The organism is Comamonas kerstersii, from assembly GCF_008801935.1.
GTDB lineage: Bacteria > Pseudomonadota > Gammaproteobacteria > Burkholderiales > Burkholderiaceae_C > Comamonas > Comamonas kerstersii.
Genome location: NZ_VZOT01000005.1, coordinates 126355 through 145004 on the forward strand (window position 1 = coordinate 126355; position 18650 = coordinate 145004).

General features: G+C 60.3%; 15 protein-coding genes. 7 read left to right on the forward strand and 8 right to left on the reverse strand.

What is annotated here, in order from left to right:
* Positions 1 to 41 precede the first annotated feature (41 nt).
* The 4 genes from secF to F7P80_RS09430 all read right to left on the reverse strand — a co-directional run bounded on the left by secF (position 42) and on the right by F7P80_RS09430 (position 7122).
* Positions 42 to 992: a protein translocase subunit SecF gene (gene secF, locus F7P80_RS09415; protein ID WP_151044308.1), complete on the reverse strand. Its 951-nt coding sequence runs from the start codon at positions 990 to 992 to the stop codon at positions 42 to 44.
* 11 nt (positions 993 to 1003) lie between these two features.
* On the reverse strand, positions 1004 to 2872 hold the full coding sequence (secD, locus tag F7P80_RS09420; protein ID WP_151044310.1) for a protein translocase subunit SecD: 1869 nt from the start codon (positions 2870 to 2872) through the stop codon (positions 1004 to 1006).
* A gap of 91 nt (positions 2873 to 2963) precedes the next feature.
* Positions 2964 to 3293: a preprotein translocase subunit YajC gene (yajC, locus tag F7P80_RS09425; RefSeq protein ID WP_054064966.1), complete on the reverse strand. Its 330-nt coding sequence runs from the start codon at positions 3291 to 3293 to the stop codon at positions 2964 to 2966.
* Positions 3294 to 3552: 259 nt separating this feature from the next.
* On the reverse strand, positions 3553 to 7122 hold the full coding sequence (locus F7P80_RS09430; RefSeq protein WP_151044312.1) for an indolepyruvate ferredoxin oxidoreductase family protein: 3570 nt from the start codon (positions 7120 to 7122) through the stop codon (positions 3553 to 3555).
* Between the two features lie 157 nt (positions 7123 to 7279).
* Between F7P80_RS09430 and F7P80_RS09435 the strand changes: the two genes are divergently transcribed.
* The 5 genes from F7P80_RS09435 (at position 7280) to F7P80_RS09455 (ending at position 11764) form a co-directional block, all read left to right on the forward strand.
* Positions 7280 to 7750 (forward strand): Lrp/AsnC family transcriptional regulator, encoded by a 471-nt coding sequence (locus F7P80_RS09435; RefSeq protein WP_077345334.1) that lies wholly within the window; start codon positions 7280 to 7282, stop codon positions 7748 to 7750.
* Between the two features lie 76 nt (positions 7751 to 7826).
* The gene (locus F7P80_RS09440) at positions 7827 to 9488 is read left to right on the forward strand and encodes an MFS transporter (protein ID WP_151044314.1); all 1662 of its coding nucleotides are present in this window, start codon (positions 7827 to 7829) and stop codon (positions 9486 to 9488) included.
* A gap of 484 nt (positions 9489 to 9972) precedes the next feature.
* Positions 9973 to 10737 (forward strand): TerC family protein, encoded by a 765-nt coding sequence (locus F7P80_RS09445; protein WP_151044316.1) that lies wholly within the window; start codon positions 9973 to 9975, stop codon positions 10735 to 10737.
* Positions 10738 to 10849: 112 nt separating this feature from the next.
* Positions 10850 to 11326 (forward strand): hypothetical protein, encoded by a 477-nt coding sequence (locus F7P80_RS09450; RefSeq protein WP_058880485.1) that lies wholly within the window; start codon positions 10850 to 10852, stop codon positions 11324 to 11326.
* Between the two features lie 87 nt (positions 11327 to 11413).
* On the forward strand, positions 11414 to 11764 hold the full coding sequence (locus F7P80_RS09455; RefSeq protein WP_054066639.1) for a phage holin family protein: 351 nt from the start codon (positions 11414 to 11416) through the stop codon (positions 11762 to 11764).
* On the opposite strand, the gene F7P80_RS09460 is transcribed toward F7P80_RS09455, so the two are convergent.
* Complete coding sequence (locus F7P80_RS09460; protein WP_428840864.1) at positions 11735 to 13270, reverse strand: M48 family metalloprotease; 1536 nt, start codon at positions 13268 to 13270, stop codon at positions 11735 to 11737. The genes F7P80_RS09455 and F7P80_RS09460 overlap by 30 nt on opposite strands.
* Positions 13271 to 13418: 148 nt before the next feature.
* Between F7P80_RS09460 and moaC the strand changes: the two genes are divergently transcribed.
* Positions 13419 to 13904 carry a cyclic pyranopterin monophosphate synthase MoaC gene (moaC, locus tag F7P80_RS09465; protein WP_151044318.1) on the forward strand — a complete coding sequence of 162 codons (486 nt, stop codon included), beginning with the start codon at positions 13419 to 13421 and terminating at the stop codon, positions 13902 to 13904.
* A gap of 354 nt (positions 13905 to 14258) precedes the next feature.
* Here moaC and F7P80_RS09470 read toward each other — a convergent pair whose 3' ends face one another.
* The 3 genes from F7P80_RS09470 to sucC all read right to left on the reverse strand — a co-directional run bounded on the left by F7P80_RS09470 (position 14259) and on the right by sucC (position 17229).
* On the reverse strand, positions 14259 to 14762 hold the full coding sequence (locus tag F7P80_RS09470; protein ID WP_151044320.1) for a pilin: 504 nt from the start codon (positions 14760 to 14762) through the stop codon (positions 14259 to 14261).
* A gap of 382 nt (positions 14763 to 15144) precedes the next feature.
* The gene (sucD, locus tag F7P80_RS09475) at positions 15145 to 16047 is read right to left on the reverse strand and encodes a succinate--CoA ligase subunit alpha (RefSeq protein WP_054066634.1); all 903 of its coding nucleotides are present in this window, start codon (positions 16045 to 16047) and stop codon (positions 15145 to 15147) included.
* Positions 16048 to 16068: 21 nt separating this feature from the next.
* Complete coding sequence (gene sucC / locus F7P80_RS09480) at positions 16069 to 17229, reverse strand: ADP-forming succinate--CoA ligase subunit beta (protein WP_054066633.1); 1161 nt, start codon at positions 17227 to 17229, stop codon at positions 16069 to 16071.
* A 330-nt stretch (positions 17230 to 17559) separates the two neighbouring features.
* On the opposite strand from sucC, the gene argC reads away from it, so the two are divergent.
* A complete protein-coding gene (gene argC, locus F7P80_RS09485) occupies positions 17560 to 18492 on the forward strand; it encodes an N-acetyl-gamma-glutamyl-phosphate reductase (protein ID WP_151044322.1) in 933 nt (310 codons plus the stop codon).
* Positions 18493 to 18650: the final 158 nt, after the last annotated feature.

An 18650-nucleotide genomic window follows, 5' to 3' on the forward strand; every position in this document is an offset into this window, starting at 1 on the left:
GGCTCCGAAAGGAGCCCTTGGTACCTATTCAGAACACCGCCTTAAACGACAGCGCCTGCATTCGGATCGTTGGGGTCATGCTCGGTCTTGCTGGGCTTGACCAGGTCTTCGCGCTTGACGCCCAGCCACATGACAATGGCTGCGCCCACAAAGATGGACGAGTAAATACCAAACAAGATACCAATGGTCAGCGCCAGCGAGAAGTAGTGCAGGCTGGGGCCACCAAAGAAGAACATGGACAGCACCATGGCTTCGGTGGAAGCGTGGGTAATCACCGTGCGGCTCATGGTCGTGGTGATGGCGTGGTTGATCACCTGCTTGGTATCCATCTTGCGCTGTCGGCGGAAGGTTTCGCGGATACGGTCAAACACCACCACGGATTCATTCACCGAATAGCCCAGCACCGCCAGCACACCGGCCAGCACGGGCAGCGAGAACTCCCACTGGAAGAAGGCGAAAAATCCCAGAATGATCACCACGTCGTGGAAGTTGGCAAAAGCCGCCGCCACACCGAACTTCCACTCAAAGCGGAAGGCCAGATAGATGATGATGCCAGCCATCACCACGGCCAGCGCCATCAGGCCTCCAGTGACCAGTTCTTCACCCACAGAAGGGCCCACAAACTCCGTACGGCGCAGTTCCACGGAAGGATCTACCTCACGCAGCGCGGCCATGACCTGCTCGCTTTGCTGGGCCGAGGTCACGCCCTGCTGCACGGGCATGCGGATCATCACGTCACGGGCCGTGCCAAAGTTCTGCACAGTCACATCGCTGTAGCCCTTAGCCTGAATGGTGCTGCGCACCTTCTCCAGGTCTGCAGGCTGGCTGTAGGACACCTCAATCACCGTACCGCCGGTGAATTCCACCGACAGATGCAGCCCCTTGGTGACCAGGAAGAACACGGCCAGCACGAACGTGACGATAGAGATCACGTTCAGCACCAGCGCGTGCTTCATAAAAGGAATGTCTTTGCGGATGCGGAAGAGTTCCATGTCTTCCTCCTTTACTTTGCGTTTTCAACGGCCGAGCCGTCGGGACGCCAGATCGTGCCAATCGACACGCTCTTGAGCTTCTTCTGGCGGCCATACCAGAGGTTCACCAGACCGCGCGAGAAGAACACGGCCGAGAACATGCTGGTCGCAATACCAATGCAGTGCACCACAGCAAAGCCGCGCACAGGGCCGGAGCCAAATGCCAGCAGCGCCAGGCCCACGATCAGCGTGGTCAGGTTGGAGTCCAGGATGGTGGCCCAGGCACGGTCGTAGCCCGCGTAGATGGCCTGCTGGGGCGACATGCCAGCGCGCAGTTCCTCACGGATACGCTCGTTGATCAGCACGTTGGAGTCAATCGCCACACCAATGGCCAGAGCCATGGCCGCAATGCCGGGCAGGGTCAGCGTGGCCTGCAGCATGGACAGAATCGCCATGAGCAACAGCACGTTCACGCCCAGTGCAATCGTGGAGAACACACCGAACAGGTGGTAGTAGATGCACATGAAGATGGCGATGACGACAAAGCCCCACACCACCGAGTCAATACCACGCTCAATGTTGTCGGCACCCAGGCTGGGGCCAATGGTGTATTCCTCAATGATTTCCATGGGCGCAGCCAGCGAGCCTGCACGCAGCAGCAGCGAGGTGTCATTGGCTTCCATGGTGGTCATGCGACCGGAAATCTGCACGCGACCGCCACCGATTTCGGAGCGGATCACAGGCGCAGTCACCACCTCACCCTTGCCCTTTTCGAACAGGATGATGGCCATGCGCTTGTTGATGTTCTCGCGGGTGATGTCCTTGAAGATGCGCGCCCCCTTGGCATCCAGCACCAGGTTCACGGTCGGTTCCTGGGTCTGGCTGTCAAAGCCGGGCTGGGCATCGGTCAGGTTCTCGCCAGTCAGAATGACCTGCTTCTTGACGATCACAGGGTTGCCGTTGCGGTCCAGATAGCGCTCAGAGCCAAAGGGCACATTGCCCACGCCCATTTCTGCAGCGCGGCCTTCGGTGGACTCATCCACCATGCGCAGCTCCAGCGTCGCGGTACGGCCCAGAATGTCCTTGGCCTTGGCGGTGTCCTGCACGCCTGGCAGCTGCACCACAATGCGGTCCAGGCCCTGCTGCTGAATCACAGGCTCAGCCACGCCCAGTTCGTTGATACGGTTGTGCAGCGTGGTGATGTTCTGCTTGAGCGCCTGTTCCTGAATCTTGCGAACGGCCTCAGGCTTGATGGTGGCACGCAGACCGGAAGCGATTTCCGCTACCTGCAGTTCCGGAATATTGTCAGCAATCAGATTGCGCGCGGCCTCGATGGAGGCTTCGTCACGCAGACGGATCTCAATGGTCTGGCCGTCACGGGTCACGCCGCCGTAGCGAATGCCCTTGTCGCGCATCATGGTGCGCAGGTCACCGGCCAGCGCATCGGCGCGCTTGGTCAGCGCAGCCTGCATGTCGACCTGCAGCATGAAGTGCACGCCACCGCGCAGGTCCAGGCCCAGATACATGGGGTGCGCACCCAGTGCCGTCAGCCATGCGGGCGAGCGGGACACCAGATTCAGCGCCACGATATAGGCGGGGTCGCTGGGGTCCGTCACCAGGCTGCGTTCAATCACATCCTTGGCTTTGAGCTGTTCATCGGGCGTATTGAAACGTGCACGAACAGAGCCGTTTTCCAGACTCAGGGTGTCAGGTGACAGCGAAGCCGCCTTCAATGCGGCTTCCACGCGCGTCAGCACGTTTTCGTCGATCTTGACGGAGGATTTGGCCGAAGACACTTGCACCGCAGGTGCTTCGCCAAAGAAATTGGGCAGGGTGTAGATCACCCCAATGAGTAGCGCGACCACAAGGATCGCGTACTTCCAGACCGGGTATCGGTTCATGATCGCGCTCTATCTCTCACGCTGAAAACAGGGCGCGGCATGCCTTCTTGAAAAGCCACCGGCCCACTTCATCAGACAAGCAGGTGGACTTTTACTTGACCGTGCCCTTGGGCAGCACTTGCACCACAGCAGAACGCTGGATTTGCACCTTCACGCCGGAAGCGATTTCCACGAACAGGAATTGCTCGTCCAGATCCACCACGCGACCCAGGAAACCACCAGCAGTAGCCACTTCATCCCCCTTGGCCAGGGCTTCCACCATGGCACGGTGTTCCTTCTGACGCTTCATCTGAGGACGAATCATCACGAAGTACAGCACCACGAACATCAGCACCAGAGGCAGCATGCCTGTGAGCGAACCCATCAGGCCACCTTCAGCAGCGGCGGGGGCAGTTTGGGCAAAAGCAGAAGAAATAAACACGGACGAACTCCAGTAGTGGAATGGGTCAAAAAAAGCAGCAGGCTCAAAGCCTGCACGGCGCTACAGCATAGCCGAGCGCAAGTCAATGGAACATTGTATGCGTGCCCTTGCGAGATTGCAGTGCACAAAACCTGAGACTTCTCAGTGTTTGGTCTGCCACAGTTTTATAAGGGAAATTAGCCTCTAACGCAGATGCAACAAGCGCCAGAAGCTCTATTTTTTACAGCACTGCTGGCGCTCTCATACACCCGGGGCGCGATCAAGCCTGCCGCACCTGTGGTGCTTCCTCAGCCGGAGGCGCATGCCACTGTGCCAGCAACTGCTGCCACTTGCTGCGTGCCGCCTGCAGATGGCGCTCCTTGACGTGGCCATAGCCGCGAATGTCCTCGGGAATGCGTGCAATCTGCACGGCCAGCGCCAGATTGCTTGCCATCAGCCGGGGCAGCAGCCCCTCGATGCAGTCGCGGTATTCGGCAATCAGGGCACGTTCGGTCTTGCGCTCCTCGGTGCGACCGAAGGGGTCGAATGCCGTGCCTCGCAACACCTTGCCGCGCGCCAGCCACTGAAACAGCGTACGTACGCTGGCACCATAGGCTTTCTTGACCAGATGGCCGTGCGCATCGCGCGCCGCGGTGGAAGGTGGTGCCAGGTGATGCACCAGCTTGTAGTCACCTTCGAACATCTGTGCGATCTTGGCCTGAAAGCCTGCGTCCAGATGCAGGCGAGCCACTTCGTATTCGTCCTTGTACGCCATCAGCTTGAACAGATAACGCGCCACCGCCTCACTCAGCTGCGTGCTGCTGGGCACCACGCGGGCTTCTGCCGCCTGCACCTGCTCCACAAAGCTGCGATAGCGTGCGGCGTAAGCGGCATTCTGGTAGTCCGTCAGAAAGGCCACACGGCGCTCGACCAACTCCTGCAGGCTGGGCTTTTTCACCAGCTGAATGACCTGCGCCGTGCGGTACAGCGCCTGCACCTCCTGCAGGTTGTGGGCACAGCGGCGGCCCCATTCAAAGGCCGCGTGGTTGTTCGCCACCTGCACGCCATTGAGCTCCATGGCGCGCAGCAGGGCCGCGCGGCTGAGCGGAATGCGCCCCTTTTGCCAGGCGTAGCCCAGCATCATGGGGTTGGTGTAGATGCTGTCACCCAGCAGCTGGGTGGCCACCTGCTCGGCATCAAAACAGCCGACGGCATCCTGCCCCACCAGTGCCTGCAGCAGCTGCTGGCACTGCCCGGCGGGCGACTGCCAGTCGGGGTTGTGCACAAAGGCAGCGGTGGGTGTGCTGCTGGCGTTCAGCGCCACATAGGTACGCCCGGCCTGCATGGCTGCCAGGGTGACCTTGTTCGCGCCAACAATGGGGTCGCAGGCAATCACCAGATCGGCTTTGCCAATATCCACCTTGGTGGTGTAGATCGCCTCCGGCGTGCTGGCAATCTGGATGTGGCTCCAGGTCGAGCCGCCCTTTTGCGCCAGGCCTGCCGCATCCTGCGTAACCACGCCCTTGCCTTCCAGGTGGGCCGCCATGCCCAGTAGCGAACCAATGGTGATTACGCCCGTGCCGCCCACACCCGCCACCACAATGCCCCACGCCTGCCGTGCCTCCGGCAGCGTGGGCTCCGGGATGGGAGGCAGCTGCGACAGATCGCCTTTTTGCTCGCGCCTGGGCTTTTTGAGCTGGCCGCCTTCCACGGTGACAAAGCTCGGGCAAAAGCCTTTGACGCAGGAAAAATCCTTGTTGCAGGTGCTCTGGTTGATACGGCGCTTGCGGCCAAACTCGGTTTCCACAGGCTCCACCGACAGGCAGTTGGACTGCACCGAGCAATCGCCACAGCCCTCACACACCAGCTCGTTGATGACCACGGTCTTGGCGGGCGTTGCCATGGTGCCGCGCTTGCGGCGGCGGCGTTTTTCGGTGGCGCAGGTCTGGTCGTAAATGATGGCCGTGCAGCCTGCCATCTCGCGAAACTCTCGCTGGATCTGGTCCAGCTCGTCGCGGTGGTGCACCGTCACGCCGGGCGACAGGGCCACGCCCTGGTATTTCTCGGGCTCGTCCGTCACGATGACCAGCTTGCGCACGCCTTCTGCCAGCAGGCTCTGCATGATCTGCAGCACGCTGTGGCCTTCCGGGCGCTCACCCACGCGCTGGCCGCCCGTCATGGCCACGGCATCGTTGTAGAGGATTTTGTAGGTGATGTTCACCCCGGCCGCAATGCTCTGGCGAATCGCCAGCAGGCCGCTGTGAAAGTAGGTGCCATCGCCCAGGTTGGCAAACACATGCTTGTCTTTGGTAAACGGCGACTGCCCCACCCAGCTCACGCCCTCGCCGCCCATCTGCGTAAAGGTGCTGGTGGAGCGGTCCATCCACACCGTCATGTAATGGCAGCCAATGCCCGCCACCGCGCGGCTGCCTTCAGGCACACGGGTGCTGGTGTTGTGCGGGCAGCCGCTGCAAAACCACGGCGTGCGGTCACCCGTCTGCACGGTCTGCGCGCTGCTCTGGCGTTCACAGGCATCCAGCAGAGCCAGATGCTGGTCCATGCGCGCCTGCACATCGTCGGGCACACCCAGCTTTTGCAGACGCCTGGCAATGGCGCGGGCGATCAGCGCCGGCGTCAGGTCGGCATTGGCGCGCAGCAGCCAGTCGCTGCCGCTGTGGAAGGGCTTGCCCCATTCATCGCTTTCGCTGTCTTCAAACTTGCCCACCACGGTGGGGCGCACGTCATTGCGCCAGTTGTACAGCTCTTCCTTGACCTGGTATTCGATGATCTGGCGCTTTTCTTCAACCACCAGAATTTCCTGCAGGCCACGTGCAAATGCACGCGTGATGCTGGCCTCCAGCGGCCAGACCACGTTCACCTTGTGCACGCGAATGCCAATGCGGCGGCAGGTGGCATCGTCCAGCCCCAGATCGGCCAGGGCTTGCCGCATGTCGTTATAGGCCTTGCCACTGGCCATGATGCCAAAGCGGTCCTGCGGGCCTTCGATCACGTTGTGGTTGAGCTTGTTGGCACGCACATAGGCCAGCGCCGCATACCACTTGTAGTGCATGAGGCGGGCTTCCTGCTCCAGCGGCGCATCGGGCCAGCGAATGTGCAGACCGCCCTCGGGCATCACCAAGTCTTCGGGCAACACCATCTTCACGCGGTCAGGGTCTACATAGACGCTGCTGGACGACTCCACCACCTCCTGAATCGTCTTCATGCCCGACCACAGGCCGCTGAAGCGGCTCATGGCAAAGGCATGCAGGCCCATGTCCAGTATCTCCTGCACGCTGGACGGAAAGAACACCGGTGTGCCGCAGGCCTTGAAGATGTGGTCACTCTGGTGCGCTGCGGTGGAAGACTTGCTGATGTGGTCATCCCCCGCCAGCGCAATCACCCCGCCATGCTGGGCCGTGCCCGCCATATTGGCGTGCTTGAACACGTCAGAGCAGCGGTCCACCCCCGGGCCTTTGCCGTACCAGATGCCAAACACACCATCGAATTGCTTGGACTGTGGATACAGATCGAGCTGCTGCGTACCCCAGATCGCCGTGGCGGCCAGCTCTTCGTTCACGCCGGGCTGAAAGACAATGTGCTGGCTGTCCAGGTGCTGCTTCGCGGCCCAGAGTGCCTGGTCGTAGCCACCCAGCGGTGAACCACGGTAGCCGCTGATAAAGCCTGCAGTGTTCAGGCCTTGCTGCGCATCGCGCAGGCGCTGCAGCATGGGCAGTCGTACCAGCGCCTGCACACCGCTCATAAAGGCGCGGCCGCGCTCCAGGGTGTATTTGTCATCGAGAGATACCGACTCCAGTGCCTTGCGCACGGCGTCATTCATGGGGGCGTTCATCGTTGTCTCCTTTGTGCGGACCATGCGCATGGCTGGTCTCTGTGGTTATTGGGCGATGACCCGAATCAAGTGTAGGAGCGCCCTTCAGATAGAGGATTGCTTTTTTTGCTCGCAGAACGCAGTATTTAGCAAGATCCTTTCTCTTTTAGGGGTTAACGTGAATACTTTGGACAAGTTTGACCTCGCCATCCTGGCCCATCTGCAGGCCGATGGCCGCCTGACCAATGCCGAACTCGCGCAGCGCGTGGGCCTGTCTGCCGCGCCCTGCTGGCGGCGGGTGCGCGCGCTGGAGCAGGCAGGCTTTATCAAGGGCTACCACGCGCACATTGACCGCCACAAGATCGGCCTGGGCGTGCTGGCCTTTGTGCGTATTGATGCAGAAATCAGCTCCGGCACACGCACCCGAGAAATGGAAGAAGCCATCCGCGCCATTCCCGAAGTCGTGTCCTGCCACTACATCAGCGGCAAGGGCATGTTTGAGCTGCAGGTCGTCGCCAGGGACCTGGAAAGCTTCTCGCACTTCACGCGCACGGTGCTGCTGAATTTGCCGAATGTGAAAGACATGCACACCAGCTTTTCGCTGGGCGAGGTCAAGTCCAGCCTGCCACCCATACCCCGTCCGCTGTAAGACAGGTTCACGATGCGGCCCTTGCTGACCAATGTGCGCCTGCAAGCGAACGCATAAGGCCCGACAATTTGCCGTAATGACAGCCCCACACGCCACCCCATCCTCGCCCGCCACCGGCCGCATTCTGGAAGAGCCCGACGTGCGCTCCACTGCGCCTGCGCCACCGCCGCCCTCCACCTGGTCCCCCCTGCGCACCCCCACCTTCCGTCTGCTGTGGAGCGTGACCCTGGTCGCCAATATCTGCATGTGGATGAACGATGTGGCCGCGGCGTGGATGATGACTTCGCTGACCACCTCGCCCGTGCTGGTGGCTCTGGTGCAGACCGCATCCACCCTGCCCGTGTTTCTGCTGGGTCTGCCCAGCGGGGCGCTGGCAGACATTCTGGATCGCCGCCGCTACTTCATCTTCACGCAGTTCTGGGTGGCTGTGGTCGCCGTGCTGCTGTGCGCGGCGCTGGCCTTGGATGTCATGAATGCGCCGCTGCTGCTGGCCCTCACTTTTGCCAACGGCATTGGCATGGCCATGCGCTGGCCCGTGTTCTCGGCACTGATTCCGGAAGTCATCAGCAAACCCATGCTGCCCTCGGCCATGGCACTCAATGCCGTGGCCATGAATGCCTCGCGCATCGTCGGCCCGCTGGTGGCTGGCGCGCTGATAGCCAGCGCTGGCACGCTGTGGGTGTTTGTGCTCAATGCCGTGCTGTCCATTGCGGCAGGCCTGCTGCTGCTGACCTGGCAGCGCACCCATGTCACCCACCCACTGGGGCGTGAGCGCCTGCCCAGCGCCATGCGCGTGGGGCTGCAGTTCATCAAGGAGTCGCCCCGCATGCGCGCCGTGATTGCGCGCACCGTGGCCTTCTTTTTCATGTCCACCGCCATCATGGCCCTGCTGCCACTGACGGCCAAGCGCTTTGATGGCATTGGCTTTATCAGCGGCGCGGGCGTGTTCACGCTGCTGCTGGCCTCCATGGGTGCAGGCGCCATCATCGGTGCCATGTTTTTGCCGCGCATCCGGCAGATGTTCACGGGTGAGCCCCTGGTGCTCACCGGCACGCTGCTGCAGGCAGCCTCCACCGTGGGGGTGGCGCTGGCGCCCAATCTGCCGCTGGCCGTGGTCTGCATGATGACGGCGGGCCTGTCGCTCATCTCTACCGCCAACACCCTGGGCGTAAAGGCACAGATGGCCCTGCCCAACTGGGTGCGTGCACGCGGCATGTCGGCCTATCAGATGTCCATCATGGGCGGCACAGCCATTGGCGCGGCGCTGTGGGGCAAGGTGGCCGCACTCAGCTCCGTGCCCGTGAGCCTGATCGCCGCTGCCGTCACCGGCGTGGTGTGCATGCTGATCGTGCAGCGCGTGTTTACCGACCGCCAGGCGCTGGAAGATCTCAGCCCCTCCAAGGCCTTTCAGCCACCGCGCCACAGCCAGCCGGAAGAAGGCCGCGTGGTGGTGCACATCGAATACCTCATCAACCCCGCCAAGGCCCGGCGCTTTCGCACCCTGATGCAGGAAAGCCGCCGCAGCCGCATGCGCCAGGGGGCACTGTCGTGGCGACTGCTGCACAGCATGGAGCGGCCTGAGCGCTACATCGAGGAAATCGTCGATGAATCCTGGGTCGAGCACCTGCGCCGCTTTGACCGCATCACCGCATCCGACGTGGCCCTGCGCGAGCGCAAGCTGGCCTTCCATGTGGCCGATACACCGCCGCGCGTAACGCGCTTCTTTGAAACAGACTAAAAAACATAGCTGCCAGCGCTTGTAAATACTGGGTTTCAGAATCTTTTATATCTGAAATCCTTATCTTTCAAGCGCAAGCAGCTATTTTTATGGGAGTAACAGGCAAACAGCCTGCTTCGCAGCAACGCTGACATACCCGTGCTATCCGTAACTTCCACATGCACAAGTTCATGCACAAAGCTTTGACTTGTGTTCAAATCGCCCACTTCAAAGGGGAGTAGCTCCCCGCCGGGTGTGCAAATGCAGCCACATTCCGGCGGATTGGCAAGTCGTCAGTACGAAACCGTGGTTTCCGGCTTGCCAGGCATGATCAGCGATCGTGCGGGCAAGACCTTTGGGAGACTGTTTACACGTGCTCCCTCAGGAAGCTCCCACGGCATCCAGGCTTTGTCCTTCATCGCCCAAGACTTCTCCCAGGTGAACACGCGTAAAGTATCTGCTGCAGGCGCCTGAGCGCATCCGCAGTTTTTAACCGAGGTTTCACATGGATTTCGACTTTCTCACCCATGCCCCATTCTGGATTGCTCTGGGGCAAATCATCATCATCGACATCTTGCTGGGCGGCGACAACGCTGTGGTGATTGCGCTGGCCTGCCGCAAACTGCCTCCTGAGCAGCGTCGCAAGGGCATCATCTACGGCACCGCCGGTGCCATCATCCTGCGCGTCATCCTGATTGCCTTTGCCATGACACTACTGGCGCTGCCTGCGCTCAAGCTGGTGGGTGCACTGCTGCTGGTGTGGATTGGTATCAAGCTGATTGCCCCTGATGAAGAAGGCCACGACAACATCCAGGGCAGCGACAAGCTGTTTGCCGCCATCAAGACCATCATCGTGGCTGACCTGGTCATGTCCGTGGACAACGTGATCGCCATTGCTGGCGCCGCGCAAAGCTCGGGCGACCACCAGCTGCTGCTGGTAACACTGGGCCTGCTGATCTCTATCCCCATCATCGTCTGGGGCTCGCAGCTGGTCATCACGCTGATGGAACGCTTCCCCATCATCATCGTGGGCGGCGGCATGCTGCTGGGCTGGATTGCGGGCGGCATGCTGGTCTCCGATCCGCTGTTCGTGAACCCCGACAAGTGGACCTGGGCGCCCAAGCTGCTGGCTGCGGATGAAAATGGCCACGCCATCTTCAACGCCTCCATGCCTATCTACTGGGCTGCCCACATCGGTGGCGCACTGCTGGTGCTGGTGCTGGGCAAGATGGTTGCTGCCAAAAAAGCCAAGGCTGGCGCTGCCCACTAAGCCCTGAACAGGCCCCGGACCACAGCCCGGCTGCGATATGCTGAGCGCTGTGCCCCCGGGGCTTTTTTATTCACACTCAGCCGCCCACACCCCCGAGTAACGAGCGGCGCTGATGAGACTGATTGCTGGAAAAGGAACCGTGCAAACTTACATCGCCTACGTAGACGACGCGGAGTACGCGCAGCAGCTGCTGCGCAGCATGCTGCTTTGCGCACATGGACAGGACGCACACTGGGTGCTGGTCGCCTGTGCCCCACGTATTACGCATCGCGTTAGCAAGTTTGTGAGCAATCGCTCTCGCGAAAACTGGCGCAATAAATGGGCAGACCGCCTGTTCCAGTCCTGCCTGCCCGTCTTTCAGGCACAGGGCGTGCAGGTCACGCCCATGCTGGCCAAGGCCCCCTTGCCAGAGCTGCTCGAAAGCCTGCTGGCTGAGCACGGCAGCAGCGCGCAAGTCATCGACATGCGCCGCCCCAAGGATGCGGTGTCGGCCCAGACCTCCACCCCTGTTCTGCGCAAGCTGGCTGGCACGCTGACCAGCCTCGGCGCATGCTGGACGGTGCTGGTCAGCGACGTGCTTGCAGCCTGATGGGCCTGTGCCAGGTCTTTCAGACTCCCTACCAGATCAAGGGCCTTCTCGGCCCTTTTTCTTTGTCTGCGCGTTATGCTGGCAGCCATGAAACTCATGCTGAAATGGTTGCTCAGCGCTGGTGCGCTGCTCTTGGTTGCCGCAGTATTCAGCGGTGTACAGGTACAAAGCTATGGCTCGGCCCTGCTGGCGGCGCTGGTCATCGGCCTGCTCAATGCCCTGGTGCGGCCCGTGCTGGTGATTCTGACCTTGCCGGTCACGCTCATCACCGTGGGCCTGTTCCTGTTTGTGATCAACGGCCTCATGCTCTGGGCGGCGTCCAGCATGCTCTCCGGTTTTCACGTCACAGGCTTCTGGGCCGCCGTCTGGGGCTCCATGCTGTATTCGCTGCTGGGCCTGGCCATTGAATCACTTCTGGCGCGTCTGTTCCCGCAGTAATTCCTGCACGGCACGCAGCCGCGTGTCGATGATGGAGGCCTCGATATAGTCGCCCTGGCCGCGCTGTGCCAGGTCTTGCGCGGCCTTGAAGCGGTCTACGGCCCCCGCGTAGTCGTAATGCGCCACGCGTGCCTCGGCCTCGGCGCGGATGGCGCGCAAATCCTCGCGCTGTGCATACCAGGCCTGTGCCAGCAGACGCCACGCCGCCGCATCGTGCGGATGCACGGCCACCCAGGTCTGCAGCCGGTCACTGACGACGGCAGGCTGGCCCAGCGCCAGCAGGGCGCGGCTGCCCAGCAGCATGGCCGGGCGTGGCAAGTCACCGCGCAAGTCTGCATGGCCCAGCAATTGCAGCGCAGCCTGCGGCTGCTTGTCCTCCAGCTCCAGCTCCGCCCCCAGCCATTGCACCTGCTGGATGCCGGCCTTGTCGCCAGAGGGCTGCACCAGCGCATCCAGCCTGCTCCAGAGCGCACGTGCAGCGCGCCAGTCCTTGAGCTGCATCTGGCTGAGCACGGCCACATACAGCGCGGCCGCCTGCTCCCGCGCATTGCGCTGGGCAAATTCCGGCATGTCCGGCAGCTTGACCCACTGGCGCAGGGTATCAACGCCGGGGCGGCTGAGCACGCGTGCACGCCCCGCCATCAGCGCATGCTCCAGCGTGGGCTGGGGCGGCTGGTTCTTGCCCTGGGGCACGCGGCTGTGCATGTCGGCAATACGCTCGGTGGTCAGCGGGTGGGTGCGCAGATAGGGCCAGCTGCCGTTGTCATTCAGGCGGCTGGCGTGCTGCAGCTTTTCAAACATGCTCACGGCGCCCTGCGGTGCAAAACCTGCGGGCTCCAGCAAGGTGTAGCCAATGCGGTCGGCCTCGCGCTCCATGTCACGCGAAAAGCCCAGCTGGTTCTGAATCGTGGCCGCCTGCCCGCCCACAATCAGGGCATTGGCCGCATCCGGGCTCTTGCTGGCCGCCAGCGCGCCCAGCACCATGCTGGCAATCATGATGGGCATGTTCTTCTTCTCCTGCCCGAACATGCGCGCAATGTGGCGCTGCGTCACGTGCGTGAGCTCGTGGGCCATCACCGTGGCCAGCTCATCGCTGCTGCTCACCGCACCAATCAGCCCCAGATGCACCCCCAGATAGCCACCGGGCAGGGCAAAGGCGTTAATGCTCTTGTCACGGCCCAGCAAAATCTCCCAGGCAAAGCGCTCGCTGATTTCCTCCGACAGATTGCCGCGCTCACGCGCCGCTTTCACCAGCGGCTCCCAGACGCTGAGCACATAGGCATGCAGCTGCGGGTCGTCGATATAGTCCGGGTCGCGGTAGAGCGAGGCAATGATGCTGTCGCCCAGCCTGCGCTCTTCGCTGGCCGTCAGGTCTGCGCCATCGCCCATGCTGGGCAGGGCCAGCTGGGCCTGTGCACCAGCCATATAGCCCACACCGGGCAGACACAGCACCGCAGCCAGCAAGGCACTGCGCAGCGGCGAAAGGGCGAAGGAAAATGGCTTCATGGCAATAGCGGGCAAAGGCACAAGGCCCTCTGTGACAAGAACAGACTCTTATGATGCCTGCATTGCGCCCATGTTCCCAGCTTTACATGCCATACGCAAAGCTGTCTGACATCTGCGCCCCCCTGTAGCGAACGACACAGAATCAAAGATGAGCGAACACCACCTCCCCAACGACGGACTGACCCACTTTGACGCCCACGGCCAGGCGCATATGGTGGACGTAGGCGCCAAGCAGCCCACCCACCGCGTGGCCGTGGCCGAAGGCCGCATCGTCATGCAGCCCGCAACCCTGGACATCATCCAGAAAGGCACGGCCAAGAAGGGCGATGTGCTGGGCATTGCACGCATTGCCGGCATCATGGCCGCCAAGCAGACCAGCAACCTGATTCCGCTGTGCCACCCCCTGGCACTGACCCGCGTGGCCGTGGATTTTGAATTGCTGCCTGAAGCGCATGCCGTGCGCTGTGAAGCCACCGTGGAAACCTATGGCAAAACCGGCGTGGAAATGGAAGCGCTGACCGCCGTGCAAATTGCCTTGTTGACGATTTATGACATGTGCAAGGCGGTGGATAAGACCATGGTCATGCAAGGCGTGCAGGTACTGGAAAAGCGTGGAGGAAAATCCGGTGACTGAATGATGTACAGATATTATTTGAGAAAATAATTTAAAATGATTTTTATCAAATTTAATTAAATTTTATATTTTTAAAAAACCTCTCCATAAGCTTCGAAAAACTAGATTTTCACACTCATTATTTATAATAAATCACGCAATTTTTCTCAATTTTTTGTACACTTGTAATGGGGTTTCATACATCCAATTCCGACGAATTGTGGCTGTTTGCAATAAAACAGCCAATCCAAGCCTTTCGAGCACTTAAAAGCAAGATGCCCGCGAAATGCGGGCATCTTGAGCGGCCAAGGCACGTAATAACCTCATGCTCGTTCAAGCACTATCACGCTTGAAATTGATTTATGCTGAAGTTCCTTAGCGACAGCTAGCTGGAAGATATTTGGATTCAATTCCATTTGTCGCGTCGTAAGTTTGGCACTTCCATCCACGAACAGGTTTGAGCGTAGCGCGATTAAAATCAGCTGCTACAGAGACTGTCTTCAGATCCGCATCACTATAAGGAGTGAATTTAAGCTTGGTTTTTGTGGTGCCCAGCTGGGAAATGTTTTGGGCTTCGACCACGATTTCCCCATTTGCTGTTGTGTTAATTGCTTTGACGTACTGTGAAGGTGCAGGATCACCTTGCTTGGTTTCGCCGCAACCAAACCCATCTACTGCTGCATCAGCAGAAAATCCTGTTTGAGAGGCTTCAGTCACAGCGGATCTGCAAGTAGAGGCGGCCAAAACAACTTCTGAAACCTTGGCTCGCGCTGTGTAATCCTGATAAGCAGGCAAAGCCACTGCCGCCAAAATACCAATAATCGCCACCACGATCATCAGTTCAATCAAGGTAAAGCCCTGTTGCATTGTGCGCTTCATAGAAAGCTCCTCTCTCTGTGGATGAAATTGACGTCATCCATAGAGCAAATCACGTGCCAGCGAATTCCTACGTACCAACCCCGGGGAATTGCAAACTTTGGTTGCAAACGGGCGTGGAATGTAATTTTCTACATGACTTGTATCAAGCGGCATAACACTTTTGTCATTCACTGGATTTCCGCCACCTCATATGCATAAGCTCTATTTTCAGGAGCTAATTGCGCTTGATATACGGTGCTTTGCAATATAAATAATTTGGAAACCAAGAAATAACCGGCGCAAGCAGCTATAGCTTTGAAAGCAGCAACCAAAAAGCCAGCCTCTTGAGGCTGGCTTTTGGCTTGATGCCCGCAGCAGCTAACTACGGGCTGGCTGAGAGGGCTTAGGCCTTCTTCAGCAGGCCTTGCAGCAGGCGGCCCATTTCGGAGGGGTTGCGGGTGATGGTGAAACCGCACTCTTCCATGATGGCCAGCTTGGCGTCGGCCGTGTCAGCGCCGCCGGAGATCAGCGCGCCAGCGTGGCCCATGCGCTTGCCGGGAGGGGCGGTCACACCGGCGATAAAGCCCACCACGGGCTTTGTCATGTGTTCCTTGCACCAGCGGGCGGCTTCGGCTTCGTCGGGGCCGCCGATTTCGCCGATCATGATCACGGCATCGGTGTCGGGGTCGTCGTTGAAGGCCTTCATCACGTCGATGTGCTTCAGACCGTTGATGGGGTCACCACCAATACCGACGGCGGTGGACTGGCCAATGCCCAGTTCGGTCAGCTGCGCCACGGCTTCGTAGGTCAGCGTGCCGGAGCGGGACACCACGCCCACGCGGCCCTTCTTGTGGATGTGGCCGGGCATGATGCCGATCTTGATTTCGTCTGGCGTGATCAGGCCGGGGCAGTTGGGGCCCAGCAGCAGGGTCTTCTTGCCGCCCGCGGCTTCCTTGGCCTTCATCTTGTTGCGCACTTCCAGCATGTCGCGCACGGGGATGCCTTCGGTGATGCAGATGGCCAGGTCCAGATCGGCTTCCACGGCTTCCCAGATGGCGGCAGCGGCGCCTGCGGGGGGCACGTAGATCACGGAGACGGTGGCGCCGGTTTCCTTGGCTGCGTCCTTGACGGAGCCGTAGATGGGGATGTCAAAAATGCGCTCGCCCGCCTTCTTGGGGTTCACACCGGCGACGAAGCAGTTCTTGCCGTTGGCGTATTCCTGGCACTTTTCGGTGTGGAATTGACCGGTCTTGCCGGTAATGCCCTGGGTGATGACTTTGGTGTCTTTGTTGATAAAGATCGACATGTTTTTATCTCCGGGGGCGTTTTACTTGACGGCAGCAACAATCTTGGTAGCAGCTTCAGCCATGGTGTCGGCTGCGATGATGGGCAGACCGGATTCGGCCAGGATTTGCTTGCCCAGCTCTTCGTTGGTGCCCTTCATGCGCACGACCAGTGGCACGCTCAGGTTCACGGCCTTGCAGGCGGTGACCACGCCGGTGGCGATGGTGTCGCACTTCATGATGCCGCCGAAGATGTTGACCAGAATGCCCTTGACCTTGGGGTTCTTGAGCATGATCTTGAAGGCTTCGGTCACCTTCTCGGCCGTTGCGCCGCCGCCCACGTCCAGGAAGTTGGCGGGCTCGCCGCCGAACAGCTTGATGGTGTCCATGGTGGCCATGGCCAGGCCCGCGCCGTTCACCAGGCAGCCGATGTTGCCGTCCAGAGAGATGTAGGCCAGGTCGAACTTGGAGGCTTCGATTTCTGCGGGGTCTTCTTCGTCCAGGTCGCGCAGGGCCACGATTTCGGGGTGGCGGAACAGGGCGTTGGAGTCGAAGTTGAACTTGGCGTCCAGGGCCATCAGGTTGCCGTTGGAGTCGCAGTTCAGGGGGTTGATTTCCACCAGCGAAGCGTCGGTGTCCATGTAGCACTTGTAGATGTTGGCGAACAACTCTACGGCCTGGTCGATGGACTTGCCTTCCAGACCGATGGCCGCAGCCACCTTGCGCGACTGGGCTTCGGTGATGCCGGTCAGGGGGTCGATCATCTCGGTGATGATCTTCTCGGGCGTGGAGTGGGCCACTTCCTCGATGTCCATGCCGCCTTCGCTGGAAGCGATCAGTGCCACCTTCTGTGTGGCGCGGTCGGTCACCAGCGACACATACAGTTCGTTCTTGATGTCTGCACCTTCTTCGATGTACAGACGGCGCACCTTCTGGCCTTCAGGGCCAGTCTGGTGGGTCACCAGCTGCATGCCGAGGATTTGCTCGGACAGGGCCTTCACGTCCTCAATGGTCTTTGCCACCTTGACGCCGCCGCCCTTGCCGCGGCCGCCGGCATGGATCTGCGCCTTCACCACCCACACGGGGCCGCCCAGCTTCTGCGCTGCCTCTACAGCTTCCTGGACGGTGAAAGCCGGAATGCCACGGGGAACTGGCACGCCGAATTGACGCAAGATTTCCTTGCCTTGGTATTCATGAATCTTCATGAGTCTTGTCTCTCTGAAACGGAGGAAAAATGCCCGTTTTCCTGCTGCCTGGGCATGCGGAGCCGGGCTCGTATGACATGGCAATCGGCGAATGTACCATGCTGACAAGTCGGCAAAAAGTGCTTTGTTTCACGGGATATACGTATTGGCATACGTAGATCAAGCCGCACCAAGGCTGGCCCGGAAGGCCACAAACGCCCCCTGAAAAACGGCAGGAGCCGCAGTTTTTGCGCTGCACCCCGCCCGCAGCAGCGACAATCCGTTTATTTGATGGCGTCGCAATTGCGGCATGAACCTACGATGCGCCAAGAAGCGCGGGAGCATTGAACAATGTCCAAAGTCTTTATTGATGGCGAAGCTGGCACCACGGGTCTGCAGATTCGTGACCGCTTGCAGGGTATGGCTGGTGTGGAACTGGTCAGCATTGCGCCCGAGTTGCGCAAGGACCCCGCGGCCAAGCGGGCGCTGATTGCCGAGGTGGATCTGGTCATCCTGTGTCTGCACGACGATGCCGCACGCGAGACGGTGGCGCTGGTCGACAGCATCACTGCAGAAACCGGCCGCGCCATCAAGATCATTGATGCATCTACCGCCCACCGCGTGGCGCCGGACTGGGTCTATGGTTTCCCTGAGCTGTGCGCCGGCCAGCTTGAAGCGGTGAAGACCGCCACCCGCGTGTCCAACCCCGGCTGCTACGCCACAGGCGCGATTGCGCTGCTGCGCCCGCTGGTGGATGCAGGGCTGATGCCTGCGGACTACCCCGTGGCCCTGCCATCGGTGTCTGGCTACACCGGCGGCGGCCGCAGCATGATTGAGGCGTACGAGGCTGGCAGTGCCGCGCCTTATGAGGCCTATGGTCTGGGGCTGGCGCACAAGCACATTCCTGAAATTCTGCAATACACCGGCATGACACGCCGCCCCGTGTTCATTCCCGCCGTGGGTAACTATGCACAGGGCATGCTGGTGCAGCTGCCCCTGCACCTGGACCTGCTGCCCGGCGCGCCCAATGCGCAGGACTTGCACGATGCGCTGGCCAGCCACTACGCCAAGACGAATACGCCGGCGCAGTGGGTCAAGGTGCTGCCTCCCACCGAAGACAACAAGCTGGCCGCCGATACGCTGGCCAATACCAACCACCTGGAGCTGCGTGTGTTTGCCAATGAACAGCACCGCCAGGCTGTGCTGATTGCGCGGCTGGACAATCTGGGCAAGGGTGCCAGCGGCGCTGCCGTGCAGAATCTGCAATTGATGCTGGGTGTGTAAAGCGCGGTTTTACACTGGCATCTGCCTTGCATGATCAAGCGGCCTGCGGGCCGCTTTTTTGCAGGCAGGGCGCTTCTTTATAAATAGCTTCCTGCGCTTGATTGCATGAGGTTTCAAATAGTTTTGTATCTGAAACCCTTGTTTATCAAGCGCTGGCA